We start from the raw sequence: 17,187 nt of genomic DNA on the forward strand, positions 1-17,187 counted from the left end.
TGGCAACGGTCTTCGGCGTCGTGTTGAACTGGTAGGCCGCGTCAGCCTTGCTCAGTCCCCCTTCCACCACACTGCGGACCATCGCCTCTCGACCTTTGGGCGTCAAAGGCGCATTCTTGTGGACGTTCATCTGGTCTCTCCTTGGAACATTGAAGCTTCGCAACCTCAGTTTCCTCGGTTCAGACCAGATGGACAACCTCCTGAAAGACCACAACTAGAGCACGATCCGGAAAAGTGGACACTGGTTTTCCGAAAAGATCATGCTCAAGGATAGAGCGGGATGAGGTTTCAAGTCATCCCGCTCAGTTTAGAAATTCGACCAGCTTCGGAATCACCTGGTCGGGCGCTTCTTCCATCAGCCAGTGCCCCGATCCTTTTACCAGCACGCCCTCGACATGGGTCGCCACCATCTTGCCCTGCTCGATCAGGAACGGACCGCCGGCCTTTTCTCCCGACAACACCAGCACCGGCATCGTCAATTTGGTCTTTGCAAATTGCGCAAAATCCTCGGCGTCTCTGGGGAAGGCGCGGAAGACTTCCATGCCCGCGGCCATGTGACCGGGCTGCGCATACTCCTTCGCGTAAAACTCGCGGTCGTTTTCCGATAGCGACTTCTTCGGATCGGCGGCAAAATCGTTCCAGAAATGCTCCAGGTAAATCCGCTCACGCCCGGTGACCAGCGCCAGCGGCGTCTTGCCGTAGAAATGGAAATGCCAGAGGTCGCGCAACAGAAACACGCTGTTCCAGTCGCCGACGCCGGGCAGGAACGCTTCCATCAGCACCAGCCGATCGACCTCGCTTGGGTACTGCGCCGCATAGGCATAGGCGACCATCAAACCGATGTCGTGGCCGACAAGCCGGATATGGTCGTAGTTGAGGCTCTTCACCAACGCGTGGATATCGCGCGCCATCGCCGCTTTGGTGTAGCCGTCCGGCGGCGCGGCCGACTGGCCAAAGCCGCGCAGGTCCGGCGCGATCACCGTGTGTTTTTCGGTAAGCTTCGCGATCAGCGGCAGCCACATGTGGCTCGTTTCGGCATAGCCGTGCAGCAGCACGACTGGGTCGCCCTTGCCGCTAATCAGATAATGCAGCCGCGTGCCATTGACCTCGGCGAATTTGCTCTGCGGCGGCTGCATGCGCTATTCCTTGATCAAGTGTGACCGGCTTCAGTAATAGCGCGGGATCGGGCCGTTGTGCGGCGTCTTCCGGTCCGACAGGTCGAACATGACTTCGTCGACATAACACCAGCCCCAGCCCTCCGGCGGATCGTAGCCCTCGATGATCGGATGGTGTGTGGCGTGGAAATGTTTGGTCGCGTGCTTGTGGGGTGAGTCGTCGCAGCAGCCGACATGGCCGCAAGTGCGGCAGATCCGCAGATGCAGCCACTCACTTCCGATCTTCAGGCATTCCTCGCAGCCGAGCGCGCTCGGCGTCACGGTACGAATGCCGGCGAGGTGGGTGCAGTGCTTGGCCATGCCCGCCTCATACCACCTTGGTGTCGAAGAACATGATGTCGGCGCCGCCGCTTGCGAATTTGGGCACATCGGCCGCGGTGGCCTTGCCCTCCGCGCTGCCGAAGGCGTTCTGCACCGCCGCCATGCTGTCGAAGGTCAGCACTGCGACCAGATAAAGGCCCGACGGTCCGGCCGGCGTCGCAACCGCTCCCTGGCTGACCTGATACTTTCGCAGGCCAGGCAATTTCTTCGCCAGCGGGATGTGGGTCTCGGCATAATATTTGTCGAAGGCAGCCGGATCCTTTGGCGTTTTGTACAACACGACGACTTCGGCCATGGCGTTTCTCCCTTTCGAATTGAGGCAATCAGCCTGAACGCGCTCACTATACCGTTGGTTTCGCGGGATCGCCGAGAAATCCGTGCAGCGCCGCCACCACCTGCGCGCCCTCGCCGATCGCGCCGCCGACCCGCTTGACCGATCCGGAGCGCACGTCGCCGACGGCGAACACGCCCGGCACCGAGGTTTCCAGCAGCGACACCTCGCGCCCGTCCTTCCGGCACTGCGTGCCCGTCACCACGAAGCCGCCGCGATCGACCATCACGCCGCAGCCGTCGAGCCAGCCGGTTGCAGGATCGGCGCCGACGAACAGGAACAGATTGCGGATGTCGAATGCGACCTCCCCGCCGCCGAGGCGGCTCTTCCAGCGCACCCGTTCGAGCGATCCCTCCGCGGTGCCCTCGAGCCCGACCACTTCGGTATTGAACATCAGTTCGATGTTGGCCGTCGCCTCGATGCGCTCGATCAAATAGCGCGACATGCTGGCGCCAAGGCCGCCGCCGCGGATCATCATATTGACCTTGCGGGCGTGACCCGACAGAAACACCGCGGCCTGGCCCGCCGAATTGCCGCCGCCGACCAGCACCACCTCCTGCTCCGCGCAGAGCCGCGCCTCGATCGGCGAGGCCCAGTACCAGACGCCGCGGCCCTCGAACTCGGCGAGGTTCTCGATAGAGGGGCGGCGATAGCGCGCGCCGCTCGCCACCACGATGGCGCGGGCGCGCAGCACCTCGCCGTCCTCGAGCGCCAGGCCGAATGCGCCGTCCTCGCGCGAGCAATCGAGCGACTTGACCTCGACCGGGATCATGATGTCGGCGCCGAATTTCTGCGCCTGGTTATAGGCGCGTGCGGTCAGTGCCAGCCCGGAAATGCCGGTCGGAAAGCCGAGATAGTTTTCGATGCGCGCGCTGGCGCCGGCCTGGCCGCCGAACGAGCGCGTATCGCAGACCGCGACGCTGAGGCCTTCGGACGCCGCATAGACCGCCGTCGACAGGCCGGCGGGACCGCTGCCGACCACGGCGACATCGTAGACCTTGTCCTTGGCGAGCGCGCGCACCATACCCATGGCGCGCGCCAGTTCGGATGGGCTCGGGTTGCGCAACACGGTGCCGTCGGCGATCACCACCAGCGGCCAATCCGAAGGCAGCGGCGAATAGCGCGCGATCACCTCGGCGGCATCGGGGTCGCTGACGGGATCGAGCAGATGCTGCGGATAGCCGTTGCGGGCGAGAAAGCCTTGCAGGCGGATGACGCCGCCCGAATCCGATGGCCCGATCAGCACCGGGCCGCCGACACCGCCCTGGATCAGGCTGACGCGGCGCAGGATCAGCGCGCGCATGATACGCTCGCCGAGATCGGCTTCGGCGACCAGCAGCGCGCGCAGCCGGTCCGGCGCGATCAACAGCGTTTCGACGTCGCCCTCGGCATGGCCGTCGACCAGCGCGTTGCGCCCCGACAGCTGGCCGACCTCGGCGAGAAACTGCCCGGGTCCCTGATCGATCACCGGCGTGACATGGCCGAGGCCGTCGCGCTGGGTGACCGCGACATGGCCGGAGAGAACGACGAACATGCCCGGCCCGGGCTTGCCGGTCTCGAACAGCGCCTCGCCGTCCCTGTAACGGCGCAACTCGCCGAACCGGCGCATCCGCGCGATTTCCGGACCCGTCAGCTCCGGAAAGGTCTGATCGCGGCGCGGGAACGCGGGCGCAGGCGGCGCGCTGCCATTCGTCTTGCTTGCAGTCACGGAATCCACGGCGATCTCCGTCTCACATCATCGATAGGCTAGCAAAACCGAGCGGTGCGAGAACCCGGTTATTCGCCCGGCTTCCTTGCGCTGCCGTCATGTGGTGTGGCGTCATCGCCATTGGAAGATGCGAGGGCCGCCTCGCTTCGCCCCCGCAATTGCGATTTCCGCCGCTTCAGGTTTTCGCGCAACGCCAGCTTCAGCCGGTCCCGCCTCGGACCGTTCCCCGGATCGCGCTCGCGTTTGTCGCTGTCGTCCTGCATCGTGGTCCCGCTCGAATATGACGGTCTTCTAGAACATATCACGGGGAGAGCGGACCGGCGGGCGAACCCATGTGCCGGCGCCGCGCGGAAATTCGCCGACAATATCCGCGAATGGCCGCTGGTGAGGGAATTGGGAACCGGATCGGCCCGCAATCGGGCGCCTTCAAGGAGTTGGCGGCCTCACGGGGCCAATTTCGCCGGTTTTCGCAGCCGTCCGAGACAGCCCGCCGCGCTTGCGCCAGCTTGGGCCTTGTGGCAAGGATCGGCCGCCTTGTCGGGGCCTTTTTGGCTGATTCCCGTGGATCCCCGGGCACGCTGCCGTAGCTCAGTGGTAGAGCACTCCATTGGTAATGGAGAGGTCGACAGTTCAATCCTGTCTGGCAGCACCAGTTTTCCTAATAAAATCAGCTTTCGGCACAAACGAATTGTCTGTTTGGTGCACCGGTTCAGCATCTGCACGCAGAACGAAGCATGGAATGGCGTGCATTTTCGTGCAGTCGGTTCGCGTGACGTTCTGGTGCCGCGTTACTTTAAGAGCGGGGGCAGTTGAAGCGGCCCAAAAGCAAAAGCGCCCGGGTAACTAACGCCGGGCGCTTTATTGCTGATCAGGCAATGCAGCCTAGTGAGGGCCGCTGTTGGGTGGTAAGCCCAATACCAATCTCTGCGGATGCGAAGCCTCGGTGTGGCGACCTGAGTATGTAGCTTATCCCTCTGGGGGACCGAAAGATGTTTCGGGCAGCTAGCCTAACTCAATATCGACCAGGTAAAGCGCCGCGTTTCTCCTGAAGGATTTGCCAAGCCCTCGCAGTTTACCGCTTCGCCATCTCGCGCCGGCTATTGGGCGAAATTTAGGCCGCCAACTGAGGCCTTCTTTCATCCGGGTATCGGCGGCGAGTCTGCTTAGGGTCCGCCCTGTAGGCGTGTGCGGGAGGAGCGGATTAGTTTGCTTCGTTCCACTTCTTGTAAACAGACATTGGACCGTCAGCAAATTCCCTAAGGCCAGCGTGTCCGCGAAAATAGCAGAACTTTGTCGAACGGCTTTTCCCGAAGGCGTCTGTATAAAGGACGGCTCCGGCCAAATAGATGGCGGCGCGCCCCTCTCGAATACCTCTCAATTCCTCTTGAGTGATCGGGGATTCGAGGCTGGCGAAGAAATGGTTCACTGCGCCCGGAGCAAGCGGCCCCTTAGATTCATTTGGATCGCCGTCTGGGGGCGCTGGCTCCGTCGACAGCGGATAAGCGGCGACAGCCATGGTAGCCCAAAGTGTATGATCGTGGGCGGGCGTCTGGCCGGTGTTCTTGAGAACGACGGTGATTTCGGGAATGGACTCGATATTCGTGATAGTTACATCCTGCGGAAAAATATATGCCCGCAATTGCCGCTCTGCGGTGTTCTCAGCGCTCCTAACCAACCGCCAAGTTGCCCACCACAAACCCATAGTAGCCGCAAAAAGTAGCCACTCTCCGTATTTGACACCTAGTATTTCGCCGTGAACGTGTTCTGGAAACGGTAGGTAGATAAGAGGCAGCCCAATCAACAGCCACGCAGCCAAAGCTATCAACGCAACGAGAGCAATTCTGCCGTCCGTTGTTTTCGGCATCGTCCTACTTCCCGCGTTTGACCTTCAATTTCACCCCAACGAATTTCCCGTCGCTTTAGAAAAGCGCCTGCACAAAGAACACGCGGGGCTACGAATAGGTCTTCGTCTGGCGGTACGCGACGACTCTTTTCGAAATCCAACGGTGGAATTTCCAACACCGGCGCTTTTGCTCACTTGTGGCGCGGATCGTCGTGCGGATCGAGATATTCGAGACCGAGCGGACCGATCGCCGTCACCTGGGTGACGTATTCGCCGGATTTGGCCCAATGGAAGTGGAATGTGTCGCCGGGCAATACGATGACGCTGCCCGGCGGGTAGGCCTTGACCTTCTCGCCGTCGAACTCGTCGCCGAGGCCGATGTAGAACACGCCGGACATCACCGTGTAGATACGATCCTCGGGATGCCGGTGCGGCATCAGCTTCACGTCCAACGGCACCTTGACCCGGATCACATAGGGGCCGGGCTCGGAGGGTTTTCCGACCAGGACGGCCAACCGCACGGTAGGCGGGAAGGCCGGAAACGGCTTCCACTCGATGTCTTCCGGCAGGATCGATCTGAAAGCGGATTCGCCGGGTTGATGGGTGCGGGTCATGGCGGTCCTCCTGCTAATCCTGTTCGCCGAGGGTTTGGACGTAGGTTTTGCCGTAGGGATAGAAAAGCTCCTTGCGGCTTTGCTGCCAGGCGGCCTTGAGTTCGGGCGTCGTGATGTCCCAATCCGGCCGGCATTTTCTGGTCACGGCACGCAGGTCCTGGCGCAGTTCCTCCATGGTGGGCCGGCCGAAGAACCAGTAGCCGTTGTAGACCTTGTAAATGACGAGACGCGGCTCGAGCACGATCACATGGGGGATCATGGGATTGTGGAGGGGATCCGTATATTCGGCGATGTCGAGATCCTTCTGGATCACACGGCGCGCGTCGGAGAGAAATGGCCAGTGGGCGCCGACGCCGCTGCGATATTCATTCGTCTCGGTAATGTTGTCGGTGCTGATTGTGACCAGCCGGCAATAGCCGACCTCCATCTCGCGGTGGAGCTCGACAAGCCCTTCCGCCTGCCGGCGGTCCTTCGGGCAAAAACCTCCGCGGCTGAGCACGAGCACCATCGGATGTGGTCCTTGCAGCTCGGAGAGTTTTCGATGTTTCGCAGTGTGGTCGGAAAGTTCGTAGTCGGGAAAGACGGCCCCTGGGATCATGTCAGGACGCATGTCAGATCCTCCCCGTTCACGCCCTCGCCGGAGCACGCCGCACCGGTCGGCAATTTATCAGTCTCCAGGGTGAAACAACAGCTCGGCTCACACCAGGTTGATCGCGATGTCGATGTTGCCGCGCGTGGCCTTTGAGTAGGGACAGAGCTGGTCGGCTTCGTCCACCAGGCTCTGGGCGACGTCGCGCGCGATACCCGGCAGGCTGACGTTGAGGCGGGTACTGAGAAAGTAACCACCATCGCCCATGTGCAGGTCCACTTCGGCGTCGATCGCAAGCTCGGCGGGCAGCGCGATTCTCCTTTTGCGGGCCGCAAGCCCGATCGCGCTTTCGAAACAGGCCGACCAGCCGGCGGCGAAAAGCTGCTCCGGATTGGTGCCGATGCGCGCCGAGCCCGGCAGCGAAAGTTTGACATCCAGCCGCCCGTCGGAGCTGCGGGACATGCCGTTCTCCCGCCCCCCGGTGGTGTGGGTCTTGGCGGTGTACACGACTTTTCCGCCTTGAGTAGCCGCTGGGGCGTTTGCAAGTTCAGCCATCTTCTTTCCTCCTAGAGTTGGTCGTTGTAGGGCACGCGAAGTACCTCAAGCTGGTGAGGTCGGTTACAGCTGAGTGCGTCCGCCGTCGACAGCGAGTTCGACGCCGGTGATGTAGGAGGCGTGGTCGGAGGCAAGGAATGCTACCGCTGTGGCGACTTCTTCCGGCTTGCCGAACCGCTTGGCCGGGATCTGCTGCAGCAGAGCCTTGCCGAGTTCCCGGGCATCGGCTTCCGGAAGGCCGAGCTTTCCGAGAAGCGGGGTTTCGATCACGCCGGGGCTGACAGCATTGACACGAATGTTCCGGCCGATCAGTTCGGAGGCAAGCGTCCGCGTTAGGTTGCGCAACGCCGCCTTCGAAGCGGACACGGCTGACGTTCCGGCGATGCCGGCTTCGTCGAACCAGGACGTCGTGAAAACGATGGCCCCGCCATCGTTCATCAGCGGCAGTGCCTTCTGGACGGTAAAGTAGGCGCCGCGAAAGTTGGCATCGACGATTTCATCGAAGACTTCCTCGGTCGTCTCAGCGACGGAGCCCAGTTTGGCGATGCCCGCATTCACGTAGAGGACGTCAATTTGTCCGTACTTCTCGCGGACCTGCTTGAACAGCGAGTCGAGATCGGTCGACTTCGTGACATCGGCGCTGATCGCGATACCCTTCGCGCCAAGTTCTTTTTGAGCGTCGCCGACGGAACGCGAGTTGCGCCCGGTCACGACGACATTGGCACCCTCCTTGACGAACTGTCTTGCGGCTGCGAGACCGATCCCGCTGGTGCCGCCAGTGATAACGACGACTTTGTCGGTGAAGCGGCTCATGGCATTTCTCCTCTGATTGGCCAGCCTCATTGGCCGGATGTTGCAGGCTGACGCCGATCAACTTTCGGCGACATCGATGATGGCTTCGGCAAAAGCTCGCGGGGTTTCCTGCGGCAGGTTGTGCCCGATGCCGCCCTTGATGGTCCGGTGCGAGTATCGGCCCGAAAACTTCTTGGCATAGCTGCCCGGATCATCCGGGTGCGGTGCGCCGTTGGCATCGCCCTCGAGGGTAATGGTCGGCACGGTGATGACAGGACCTGCGGCAAGTCGCTTTTCCAGATCGTCATATTTCGGATCGCCTGCCGTCAGGCCAAGCCGCCAGCGGTAATTGTGGATGACGATGGCGACGTGATCCGGATTGTCGAAGGCCGCAGCGCTGCGATTGAACGTGGCATCATCGAAGTCCCACTTCGGCGAAGCGATCTGCCAAATCAGCCTGGTAAAATCGTTGCGGTACTTGTCGTAGCCGGCGCGGCCCCGTTCGGTGGCGAAATAATATTGATACCACCACTGCAGTTCTGCCTTTGGCGGCAGCGGAGCGGATTGCTGGCCAGGGATCAGATAGCCGCTCACGGAGACGAGCGCCTTGCAGCGCTCCGGCCAGAGCGCCGCCACGATATCCGCGTTGCGCCCGCCCCAATCGAAACCGGCGAGGGTTGCCTTTTCGATCTTCAGCGCATCCATCAGGGCGATGACATCGACGGCTTGCGCCGACGGCTGGCCGCTCCGGAACGTGTCACCTGAAAGAAAACGCGTCGTTCCATAGCCGCGCAAATAGGGGACGATCACGCGATAGCCTGCGGACGCCAGCAAGGGCGCGACATCGACATAGCTGTAAATGTCGTAGGGCCAACCGTGCAGAAGGATGACGGCAGGTCCATCGGCAGAACCCGCTTCGGCGTATCCGACATTGAGGACGCCAGCATCGATCTGCTTCAGTGCGCCGAACGAGGTGTGCGTCCCCGCCTTGATCCTGGGTAGATCCGCGGCTTTCGACTTGCCGGGTTGCGCGTCCGCAGAACCGCTCATGGCGAACTGGGCGGCGGCAAGGGCCGTAGCTGCTGTGCCAAAAAAGCGACGGCGAGCGTGGTTGATTTCTTCTGGCATGTTGAATCTCCATGGTTCACCGGCTGGAGGAAAAGTGGGTCTGGCGGTAGCGACGCTAAGGTCCGGCACCTATCCGTTCTGCGATGGTCTCTAGTCGCTCAACACGCTGGCGCAGCGGCTGGCAAATTGCCCGTTATGGCTTGTGAGGCGCCGTAAGCGATTGCAAGCAGCAGGGTCTCGTCCTGCAACTTTCCCGCGAGCGGAGTGCCGTTTTTTAGGCGGCCCTATGGCCGGGAACCGGACGCTGACTTAGGATGGGGGCCCAGGGCTAAGGGCTGCGAAGATCAGGCTATGATGACATCGGCAGGGCGGGCCAGAGAGGTCATATCGTTCGGTTCCTTCAGCCTGATTCCCAGCGAAAGGCTTCTCACAAGAGAGGACGCGCCGGTGGAATTGAGTGCACGAGCGCTCGATATTTTGATTGCGCTCTTGTCCAATCCCAACGAGGTGGTGAACAAAAGCGATCTGCTGTCTCAGGTCTGGCCCGACGTCACAGTGGAAGAGGCCAGCCTGCGGTTTCACGTCGCCAACCTGCGTAAGGTGCTGGGCGATGGAAAAGACGGTGCGCGGTACATCACTACCCTGCCCGGACGGGGCTATTGCTTCGTGGCCCCGATCTCGCGCTCGAGTCACCAACGCCAGGTCGCATCGACTGTTGACGCGCATTTTCGCTACGCCAACCTGCCCGGCCACCTCGGAAGAATGGTCGACCGCGTGGACGATCTTCGAAAGCTGTCAGCACGGTTGAACGCGGAACGCTTCGTCACGATCGTCGGCTCTGGAGGCGTCGGCAAGACGACGCTTGCAGTCGCTATCGGGCATGAGCTGATGGGCAATTTTGCCGGAGCCGTGCTGTTTGTCGACCTCGGCATGCTCAGCGATCCCAATCTGGTGGCGACCGTCGTCGCCTCGATGCTGGGAATATCCGTGCAATCCGATGATGCAACACCCAGCTTGATCGCTCATTTGCGGGACAAGCGGATTTTGCTGATTCTCGACACTTGCGAGCACCTGATCGAGACGGTGGCCGCACTCGCCTCAACGATCTTCGCATCGGCACCGCAAGTTCATATCCTGGCGACGAGCCGCGAGACGCTTCAGGCTGGAGGGGAACACGTCTACCGGCTTGAGCCTCTTGAGTGTCCGCCCGATGACCTGGCGCTCACCGCGGCATTTGCCAGGACATTTCCGGCTACCCAACTGTTTCTCGAGCGTGCCCTCTCGAGCGGCGCTCAGCTCGAGTTCGGCGATGCCGAGGCGGCCATCGTTGCCAGCATGTGCCGAAAGCTTGACGGCGTGGCTCTCGCAATCGAGCTCGCGGCGCGGCGGATCGAGGCCTATGGCGTGCATCAGACCGCGGAGCTTCTCGACCAGCGATTGACGCTTCTGTGGGCCGGTCCGCGGACCGCGCCGCCGCGGCAAAAGACCCTCCAGGCCACCATGGATTGGAGCTTCAGCCTCTTGACCGAGGTCGAACGGACGGTGCTTCGACGACTCGCCGTGTTTGTGGGATATTTTACGCTCGACGCAGTTCTCGCCGTCGTCGCCAGCGCTTCCATAGACCAGGCGGCAGTGTTCAGCGCCCTCGACAGCCTTGTTGCCAAGTCGATGGTCGCGACCCGGCCCGTAGGAGCCATGATGCGCTACCGGCTCCTCGACACGACGCGCGCTTATGCGCTCGATATCCGGATGGACGACGCCGAATTTGCCGATTTAGCCGTACGCCACGCGATTTATTACCGCCACTGGCTGGAGCAAACCGGGACGGAATGGGCGACATTGTCGACCGGTGCGGAACGCGCGCCGCACCTTGACCGTCTCAATAGTGTTCGGGCGGCTCTGGAATGGTGCTTTGGCGTCAACGGTAATGCTGAAATCGGCGTTGATCTTGCTGCGGCTGCTGCGCCTGTGTTCTGGGCGATGTCGCTGCTGCCCGAATGTCATCGCTGGTCGCAGCGAGCCATTCTCGCACTCGACGATGCGCGTCGAGGTGGATCCGAGGAGATGCGTCTTCAGGCGGGCCTTGGAACTTCGTTGATGAATATCCAGGGGAAGAGCGATGCGGCGCTTGCGGCCTTGAACAGAAGCCTCACCATCGCGGAAGAGCTTGGTGATAGCCTCGGCCAAATCGGGCTGCTCGGGGTGCTCCACGTGCTCTACGTGCGCAGCGGAGATTTCAAAACCGCCCTGCATTATGCCAAGCGCAGCTCCGCCGTTGCCGGGCGCGCGCAACATCGGGCCGCTATCGCGTTTGCTCACTGCATGTTGGGGAGAGCGCTGCTACTGATGGGCGACATCGGCGGTGCCCGCGCAGAGCTTGAGGCATCACTGCAGCATTGGTCGAACCCGGAGCGGTCCAGCCCGATCTATCTTTCCGCCGATCGGCACTATCGGCCCGGCATCGCCATGGCAAGGACCCTGTGGTTGCAGGGTTATCCGGATCAGGCCGTCGAGCGTGTGCACAAAACACTCAAGGAGGTCGCAGACCATCCGGTATCGCTGACCGGCGCTTTGACCTGGGCCATCGGTGTATTTTTTTGGGCCGGCGATCTGCGGAACGCGGAAACGCACATAGACTGGTTCATCTCCCGTTCGGAAGCCTATTCCCTGGGACCCAATCTTGCGGTTGGACTGGGCTTGAAAGCGCAGCTGGCCATTCGCCAAGGTGACGCAGTGCGCGGGGTTGCGGGCCTGAACGGATGTCTGGAAAAGATCCGGGCGGCGCGTCACGGGTTGTTAATCACGGAGTTCAACATCTCGCTCGTCCAGGGATTGGCGGCGATCGGCCGGTTCGATGAAGGTACGACCTTGATCGGCGAGACGATCCAACTGGTCGAGGCCAACGGCGATGTTGTTTACATGCCAGAGCTACTGCGTTTGAAAGGAAGCCTTCTGCTGTCGAAACCGCAGCCTAGCGTTGCTGAGGCGGAATTATGCTTTGCGCGATCGCTCGAGCTCAGCCGACGTCAAGGCGCACGCGCCTGGGAACTGCGGACCGCGACCGATCTGGCAACTCTATTTACCGGCCAGGGACAACCCGAACGCGGCCGGGCGCTTCTACAGCCCGTATTCGAGCAGTTCGCTGAAGGTTTTGACACGGCCGACCTGAGGGCTGCGAAAAGCCTGTTATTGACCTTGCGGTAATCCGGCCCCAAACGCGGCACCATCGAACGAGCGCGTGTGGCCGGCTCGCGGTTCAATTCTCCGGCACGGTGAAGACAGCGCATGGAGATGCGATACCGCGCAGCACATGCGTTCCCTGCGGTATCAGCGATGCACTGGTCTCGGCGGCGAAGGTGCCGGAGACAAGCACGACCTTGCCGAGCGGCCGGCATAGCCCTTCCAGCCGGCTGACCAGATTGACGGCGGCGCCGATCGCCGTGAAATCCAGCCGATCGGCAGCCCCGATATTGCCCCACAGCATCTCGCCGAGGTGCAGCGCCGCGCCGAAGGGCAGAGGCGGCAGCCCCTCTCGACGTCGCGCCTCATCGAGATGCGCCATCCCGGTCCGCGCGGCGGCAACCGCACGGAGCGCGGCGTCGCAGGCGCCACGCGGCGATCCTCCGACGACCGGAAAAATCGCCAGCACGCCATCGCCGATGAATTTCAGCACTTCACCGCCGAAGGCGTGCACCGGGCCGGCGATGCGGTCGAACCAGTCATTGAGAGCCGAGATCACCGCCGCGGGGGGATTGCTCTCGGACATGGTGGTGAAGCCGCGCAGATCGGCATAGAGCAGCGCGGCCTGGATGGTCTCGCCGATATCGCGCCTCAGGGGACCCGCCAGCACCCGCGCAGCGCTGCGCCGGCCGAGATAGGCCTCGAGCGCCGCCGTCAGCGTCGCGCGCGCAGCGAGAGCGGCAAGCGGTGCGACGGCGAAGCGCGCAACCTGGCGCAACGCATCGACTTCGCCTGGTGTGAACGGACGCGGCCCGATCCAGCCGAGCGAAGGGCCGTCCGGCCCCGACCCGACGACGTCCTCATGCACGGGACCGGCCGCCAGATGAGCGAGCCAGCGGCGGCCTTCATCGCCATGCGAGCTTGCTGCTCCCAGGGCGGCAAGCCCTTCCGCGGCGAAGCCAAAAGCCTCGATCACTTCCCCGTTCTCAGCCCGCCAGAGCCAGGTGCGCCGGGCGACGAGCGGGTGCGGCACGGCCAGGGTCAGGGCGCCCCCCGCGAGCGGAATGCCATCGGTGACCAGACGCGCGCCGACCTCGGCCAGCAGCCGATCGGCGCCCGGCGCCTCGCCGGCCGCATCGACGAGCCAGGAGAGCGTCGACGAAAGCTGCATCGACCGATCATGGGGCTGAGGCAGCTCTCTTGTCACCAGTCATTGTCGCGATGACCCGCGCTCGCGCCGCGATCCGCGCAGCCGCCAAACGGGTGTCGCGCTACGTGTCGCCCTTCCCTACGCCAGGATCGGCGCCGGGATTTCGGCCCGCGGCCGCCATCCCGAGCCTGCCCAGGTAATGCGCCCAGCCTTTGGCGTGGCCGGCGCACTCCGCCGCGTTGGGAAGACCGCTATGGGTCATGCGCAGCAAGGTACCGCCGTCCCGGTCGATCAGATCAATCTCGATCAGACTCGATCCCGGCGGGACTTCCTCGTCGTCGTCCCAACCGAAGCTGTAGACGAGCCGGTGCACCGGCACGACCTCGCGGAACGCGCCGCGCGCCACACGGCGGTTGCTGACGCCTTTGAGGAGATAGATCCCGCCCGGACGCATCTCCGTCTTCGCCTCGGTGCCCATCCAGCTGATGATCTTTTCGGGATCGGTCAGGAAGGCGAAGACGGTCGCGGGCGGAGCTGCGATCTGGGTCTCTTGCCGGACCATGAGCTGTTCGGTCATCGAAGTCTCCTTGATCAGGATGACGGCAGAAGCACCCGGTGCGCGAAGTTACACCCATGCCGACGCGGCATCCGGGAAACCGGCTGGGATCACGCCGGCACGGGCGCAGCCCGCGCTTTTGGAAACGGTCGAAAGCACATGGCCATCAGGAACGCACCAAGGCCCATGCCCCACGCGCCGATATAGAGCCACGCATAGCTTGAGAAGGTGTCGTAGATCAGGCCGCCGGCAATCGGTCCCGTCGCCATGCCGAGACTGCCCGCCATCGCGGTGCCGCCGATCACGGTGCCCATGATCTTCAGCGGGAAATTTTCCCGCGCCAGCACCGAATAAAGCGGCATCACGCCGGCATAGACGAAGCCGAACAGTGCTGCGACCGCATAGAACCCGGCAAGTTCGCGCACGAAGACGTAGCCCAGCGCACCGAACGCCTGGACCAACAGCCCCAGCACCAGAACGCGCTTGGCGCCAAAGCGGTCACCGAGCAGCCCGAAGGCGATGCGGCCGCCCAATCCGGCGAGCCCCTCCAGGCTGTAGATCGACACCGCGGCGACCAACGGGATGCCGCAACTGATGGCGTAGCTCACGGTGTGGATGATCGGGCCGGAATGCGTGGCGCAGCAGAAGAAATTGGTCGCTAGAAGGATGATGAACTGCGGCGAGCGCACCGCCTGCGAAATCGACATCTCCGATTGCGGTCCGGTATCGCCTGATGCGGCGGCGCCGCGGACGAGCGCGGGCGGGCGTCGCACCAAGAGCGCGACCGGAATCATGATGGACGCGACGACGACGGCAAGGATCTGCATCGTGGTTCGCCAGTCATAGGTGGAGACGAGCCGGGCCACCAGCGGTGACATGGTCAAAGGCGCCATTCCCATGCCGGCCGACACCAGCGACACCGCAAGGCTGCGCTGGGTTTCGAACCAGCCGGTCACGGTCGCCATCATCGGCGCGAAGATCGCACTCGTCGCCGCTCCGATGATGAGGCCGAACAGCAGCTGAAACTCGAGCAATGACGTCGCGCGGCTCGCCAGCGCGAGGCTGGCGGCGATGACGATCGAGCCGGTCAGCACCACCGGGCGGGCACCTATGCGGTCCGACAGCGTGCCCCAGGCCATGCTGCAACAGGCCATCGCCAGGAAACCGATGGTCATCGCGCTGGATATGCCCGCGACCGACCAGCCGGTATCCCGTGCGATCGGCTGCAGCAAAACCGGCAGCGAAAACATACCGCCGATGGCGACACAGCCCAACAGGCCGCCGGCCGCCACGATGACCCAGCGATAGCGAGGATTGTTCATTCCAGATCTCCGTTCAGTTCTCGGGACACAGGACGAATGAGGGGCTGCGAGAGCGACACGCTGGCCTTGCATGCCGCCTCACTTCTTTGTGAGGGCCATTGCCCCGTCTCCCAGAAAGCGGAAGTTACCATCTCATAAATGGCGGCCGAAGAATTGCCATCGTTTTTCGGAGGCTTTCCGCAGGGAATTATCTGAATCCAGGGAGCGGCAAATGTCACAGACGGTTTCGGAGCTTATCGTCGGGGTGCTGGAACAGATCGGCGTCCGGCACATCTTTGGATTGATCGGCGATTCCCTCAACCCGCTGGCGGATGCGGTGCGCCACAGCAAAATCGAATGGGTCGGCGTCCGGCATGAAGAAGGCGCAGCACTTGCCGCCGCCGGCCAGGCCAAGCTCACCGGGCAACTTGGGGTCTGCGCCGGCACCACCGGTCCGGGCAGCAACCATCTGGTCGCAGGCCTCTATGAGGCGAGCCGCGACCACGCGCCGGTGCTGGCGCTGTCCGGCGACATGCCGCGTGCGCTGCACGGCACCGACTATATCCAGACCACCGAGCCGGATCTCTTGTTTCGCGACGTCTCGCTTTATACGGAGACCATCTCGTCGCCGGCGCAGGCGCCGGCCGTGCTGCATCAGGCCATCGCCGCGGCTTACGCCGGCCCCGGGGTAGCGCATCTGACGCTGCCGCAGGACGTGATATCAGCCAAAGCGGTCGGCGCCGCCTCGAGTGTCGCGACCCTGAAGCCGCGCGGTGAGATCACCGCCAGCGAGGCCGATATCGCGGAACTGGCGCGGCGGATCGACAAGGCCGACACCATGGTGATCATGTGCGGCGCCGGCTGCCGTGGCGCTGCCGATCTTTTGGCCGCGCTGTCGGATCGCCTCAAGGCGCCTCTGATCCATACCGTGCGCGGCAAGGAGCTGATGGCCTATGACGATCCGCGCTGGATGGGTGGTCTCGGCATGATCGGCACCAAGCCGGTCTACAAGGCGGTCCAGGATTGCGACCTGCTGCTGATGGTCGGCACCGACTATCCCTATTCCAATTTCCTGCCCGCCAAGGGCAACGTGATCCAGATCGACGAACGCGCGCAGGTGCTCGGCCGCCGCACGCCGACCGCGCTCGGCGTCATCGGCTCGGTGCGGCCGACGCTAAAACTCCTGCTCGACAAGGTCGCGGCGAAGACCGACATGGCGTTCTGGGACAAGGTCACCCACGAGCGCCGGCGCTGGGACGAGATGCTCAACAAGCAGGCCGACCTCACGCGCAGCAAGGACTGCATCCATCCGCAAGGTGTGGCGCGTGCGGTCAGCGATCACGCGCGACCCGATGCGGTGTTCGTGTTCGACACCGGGCTGAACACGCTGTGGTCGGCAAACTGGATCCGGCAGACCGGATCGCAGCGCATCATCGGTTCGTTCAACAACGCAGCCGTCGGCACCGCGCTCGGCCAGGCCAACGGCGTGCAGGCGCTGGACCGCGCGCGCCAGGTGATCGTGCTGACCGGCGACGGCGGCTTCAACATGCTGATGGGCGAGTTCATGACGTCGGTGCAGCACAAGCTGCCGGTCAAGGTGATCGTCTACAATAATTCCGCGCTCGGGCTGATCACGCTCGAGGCCGAAAGCGTCGGCATCGTGCCGTTCCGCGAGGCCATCGAATTTCCCAATCCGGATTTTGCCGCGCTGTCGCGGGCCTGCGGCGGCCATGGATTCACGGCGCGCAAGCCGAACGAACTCGCGGCCGCAATCGCCGAGGCGCTCGCCAGCGACGGCCCGGCGATCGTCGATGCCGTCGTCGCCGCCGACGAGATGCCGAACATGCCGCACATCGAACTGGAGCAGGCCGGGCATTACGCCTTGGCCAAGATCAAGGAAGCCGTGCTCGCCTTTACCGGCGGCTGATCCGTCGCGGCCGGTTGGGGTCGCCGGCACCCGCCTACGCGGCGTCCTGACGCGAACCGACCGACGGCGGCACCCGC

15 protein-coding genes, 1 tRNA gene and 1 pseudogene are annotated in these 17,187 nt (G+C 63.0%); 3 read left to right on the top strand and 14 right to left on the bottom strand.

What is annotated here, in order from left to right:
• The 5 genes and pseudogenes from VK804_RS33075 to VK804_RS12600 form a co-directional block, all read right to left on the bottom strand.
• A pseudogene (locus tag VK804_RS33075) lies at positions 1 to 130 on the bottom strand (IS481 family transposase); the annotation flags it as partial.
• Positions 131 to 302: 172 nt separating this feature from the next.
• Positions 303 to 1,136, bottom strand: a complete 834-nt coding sequence (locus tag VK804_RS12585) for an alpha/beta hydrolase (RefSeq protein WP_325371144.1) — start codon at positions 1,134 to 1,136, stop codon at positions 303 to 305.
• Between the two features lie 30 nt (positions 1,137 to 1,166).
• Positions 1,167 to 1,475, bottom strand: coding sequence for a UBP-type zinc finger domain-containing protein (locus VK804_RS12590; protein ID WP_325371145.1), 309 nt, complete (start codon positions 1,473 to 1,475; stop codon positions 1,167 to 1,169).
• 7 nt (positions 1,476 to 1,482) lie between these two features.
• Positions 1,483 to 1,791 carry an EthD family reductase gene (locus VK804_RS12595; protein WP_325371146.1) on the bottom strand — a complete coding sequence of 103 codons (309 nt, stop codon included), beginning with the start codon at positions 1,789 to 1,791 and terminating at the stop codon, positions 1,483 to 1,485.
• 46 nt (positions 1,792 to 1,837) lie between these two features.
• Positions 1,838 to 3,544: an FAD-dependent oxidoreductase gene (locus tag VK804_RS12600; RefSeq protein WP_414642768.1), complete on the bottom strand. Its 1,707-nt coding sequence runs from the start codon at positions 3,542 to 3,544 to the stop codon at positions 1,838 to 1,840.
• A 568-nt stretch (positions 3,545 to 4,112) separates the two neighbouring features.
• Here VK804_RS12600 and VK804_RS12605 point away from each other — a divergent pair.
• Positions 4,113 to 4,187 (top strand) — tRNA-Thr (locus VK804_RS12605).
• Between the two features lie 549 nt (positions 4,188 to 4,736).
• Here VK804_RS12605 and VK804_RS12610 read toward each other — a convergent pair.
• The 6 genes from VK804_RS12610 to VK804_RS12635 form a co-directional block, all read right to left on the bottom strand.
• Entirely contained in the window at positions 4,737 to 5,399 is a 663-nt protein-coding gene (locus tag VK804_RS12610; RefSeq protein WP_325371147.1) for a hypothetical protein, read from the bottom strand.
• A gap of 170 nt (positions 5,400 to 5,569) precedes the next feature.
• Positions 5,570 to 5,992 carry a cupin domain-containing protein gene (locus tag VK804_RS12615; RefSeq protein ID WP_325371148.1) on the bottom strand — a complete coding sequence of 141 codons (423 nt, stop codon included), beginning with the start codon at positions 5,990 to 5,992 and terminating at the stop codon, positions 5,570 to 5,572.
• A 13-nt stretch (positions 5,993 to 6,005) separates the two neighbouring features.
• Positions 6,006 to 6,602, bottom strand: coding sequence for a redoxin domain-containing protein (locus VK804_RS12620; protein ID WP_325371149.1), 597 nt, complete (start codon positions 6,600 to 6,602; stop codon positions 6,006 to 6,008).
• 87 nt (positions 6,603 to 6,689) lie between these two features.
• Positions 6,690 to 7,136: an organic hydroperoxide resistance protein gene (locus VK804_RS12625; protein WP_325371150.1), complete on the bottom strand. Its 447-nt coding sequence runs from the start codon at positions 7,134 to 7,136 to the stop codon at positions 6,690 to 6,692.
• A gap of 63 nt (positions 7,137 to 7,199) precedes the next feature.
• Positions 7,200 to 7,949 carry an SDR family oxidoreductase gene (locus VK804_RS12630; protein ID WP_325371151.1) on the bottom strand — a complete coding sequence of 250 codons (750 nt, stop codon included), beginning with the start codon at positions 7,947 to 7,949 and terminating at the stop codon, positions 7,200 to 7,202.
• A gap of 57 nt (positions 7,950 to 8,006) precedes the next feature.
• A complete protein-coding gene (locus VK804_RS12635) occupies positions 8,007 to 9,056 on the bottom strand; it encodes an alpha/beta hydrolase (protein ID WP_325371152.1) in 1,050 nt (349 codons plus the stop codon).
• Positions 9,057 to 9,347: 291 nt separating this feature from the next.
• On the opposite strand from VK804_RS12635, the gene VK804_RS12640 reads away from it, so the two are divergent.
• A complete protein-coding gene (locus VK804_RS12640; protein WP_414642769.1) occupies positions 9,348 to 12,200 on the top strand; it encodes an ATP-binding protein in 2,853 nt (950 codons plus the stop codon).
• Positions 12,201 to 12,252: 52 nt separating this feature from the next.
• Here the strand turns inward: VK804_RS12640 and VK804_RS12645 are convergent, their stop codons facing one another.
• The 3 genes from VK804_RS12645 to VK804_RS12655 form a co-directional block, all read right to left on the bottom strand.
• Entirely contained in the window at positions 12,253 to 13,347 is a 1,095-nt protein-coding gene (locus VK804_RS12645; protein ID WP_325371153.1) for an adenylate/guanylate cyclase domain-containing protein, read from the bottom strand.
• Between the two features lie 100 nt (positions 13,348 to 13,447).
• Positions 13,448 to 13,903, bottom strand: coding sequence for an SRPBCC family protein (locus VK804_RS12650; RefSeq protein ID WP_325371154.1), 456 nt, complete (start codon positions 13,901 to 13,903; stop codon positions 13,448 to 13,450).
• A gap of 89 nt (positions 13,904 to 13,992) precedes the next feature.
• Positions 13,993 to 15,204, bottom strand: a complete 1,212-nt coding sequence (locus tag VK804_RS12655) for an MFS transporter (RefSeq protein ID WP_325371155.1) — start codon at positions 15,202 to 15,204, stop codon at positions 13,993 to 13,995.
• Between the two features lie 211 nt (positions 15,205 to 15,415).
• Between VK804_RS12655 and VK804_RS12660 the strand changes: the two genes are divergently transcribed.
• Positions 15,416 to 17,110 carry a thiamine pyrophosphate-dependent enzyme gene (locus VK804_RS12660; RefSeq protein ID WP_325371156.1) on the top strand — a complete coding sequence of 565 codons (1,695 nt, stop codon included), beginning with the start codon at positions 15,416 to 15,418 and terminating at the stop codon, positions 17,108 to 17,110.
• Positions 17,111 to 17,187 lie beyond the last annotated feature (77 nt).

The organism is Bradyrhizobium sp. (genome assembly GCF_035484855.1).
In the GTDB taxonomy this organism is placed as follows: Bacteria; Pseudomonadota; Alphaproteobacteria; order Rhizobiales; family Xanthobacteraceae; genus Bradyrhizobium.

Bases quoted from the DNA above. Each gene is read 5' to 3' on its own strand.
- VK804_RS12585 (WP_325371144.1), bottom strand. From the start codon at position 1,136: ATGCAGCCGCCGCAGAGCAAATTCGCCGAGGTCAATGGCACGCGGCTG.
- VK804_RS12645 (WP_325371153.1), bottom strand. From the start codon at position 13,347: ATGCAGCTTTCGTCGACGCTCTCCTGGCTCGTCGATGCGGCCGGCGAG.
- VK804_RS12625 (WP_325371150.1), bottom strand. From the start codon at position 7,136: ATGGCTGAACTTGCAAACGCCCCAGCGGCTACTCAAGGCGGAAAAGTC.
- VK804_RS12595 (WP_325371146.1), bottom strand. From the start codon at position 1,791: ATGGCCGAAGTCGTCGTGTTGTACAAAACGCCAAAGGATCCGGCTGCC.
- VK804_RS12615 (WP_325371148.1), bottom strand. From the start codon at position 5,992: ATGACCCGCACCCATCAACCCGGCGAATCCGCTTTCAGATCGATCCTG.
- VK804_RS12640 (WP_414642769.1), top strand. From the start codon at position 9,348: ATGATGACATCGGCAGGGCGGGCCAGAGAGGTCATATCGTTCGGTTCC.
- VK804_RS12655 (WP_325371155.1), bottom strand. From the start codon at position 15,204: ATGAACAATCCTCGCTATCGCTGGGTCATCGTGGCGGCCGGCGGCCTG.
- VK804_RS12650 (WP_325371154.1), bottom strand. From the start codon at position 13,903: ATGACCGAACAGCTCATGGTCCGGCAAGAGACCCAGATCGCAGCTCCG.
- VK804_RS12610 (WP_325371147.1), bottom strand. From the start codon at position 5,399: ATGCCGAAAACAACGGACGGCAGAATTGCTCTCGTTGCGTTGATAGCT.
- VK804_RS12630 (WP_325371151.1), bottom strand. From the start codon at position 7,949: ATGAGCCGCTTCACCGACAAAGTCGTCGTTATCACTGGCGGCACCAGC.
- VK804_RS12590 (WP_325371145.1), bottom strand. From the start codon at position 1,475: ATGGCCAAGCACTGCACCCACCTCGCCGGCATTCGTACCGTGACGCCG.
- VK804_RS12620 (WP_325371149.1), bottom strand. From the start codon at position 6,602: ATGCGTCCTGACATGATCCCAGGGGCCGTCTTTCCCGACTACGAACTT.
- VK804_RS12635 (WP_325371152.1), bottom strand. From the start codon at position 9,056: ATGCCAGAAGAAATCAACCACGCTCGCCGTCGCTTTTTTGGCACAGCA.
- VK804_RS12660 (WP_325371156.1), top strand. From the start codon at position 15,416: ATGTCACAGACGGTTTCGGAGCTTATCGTCGGGGTGCTGGAACAGATC.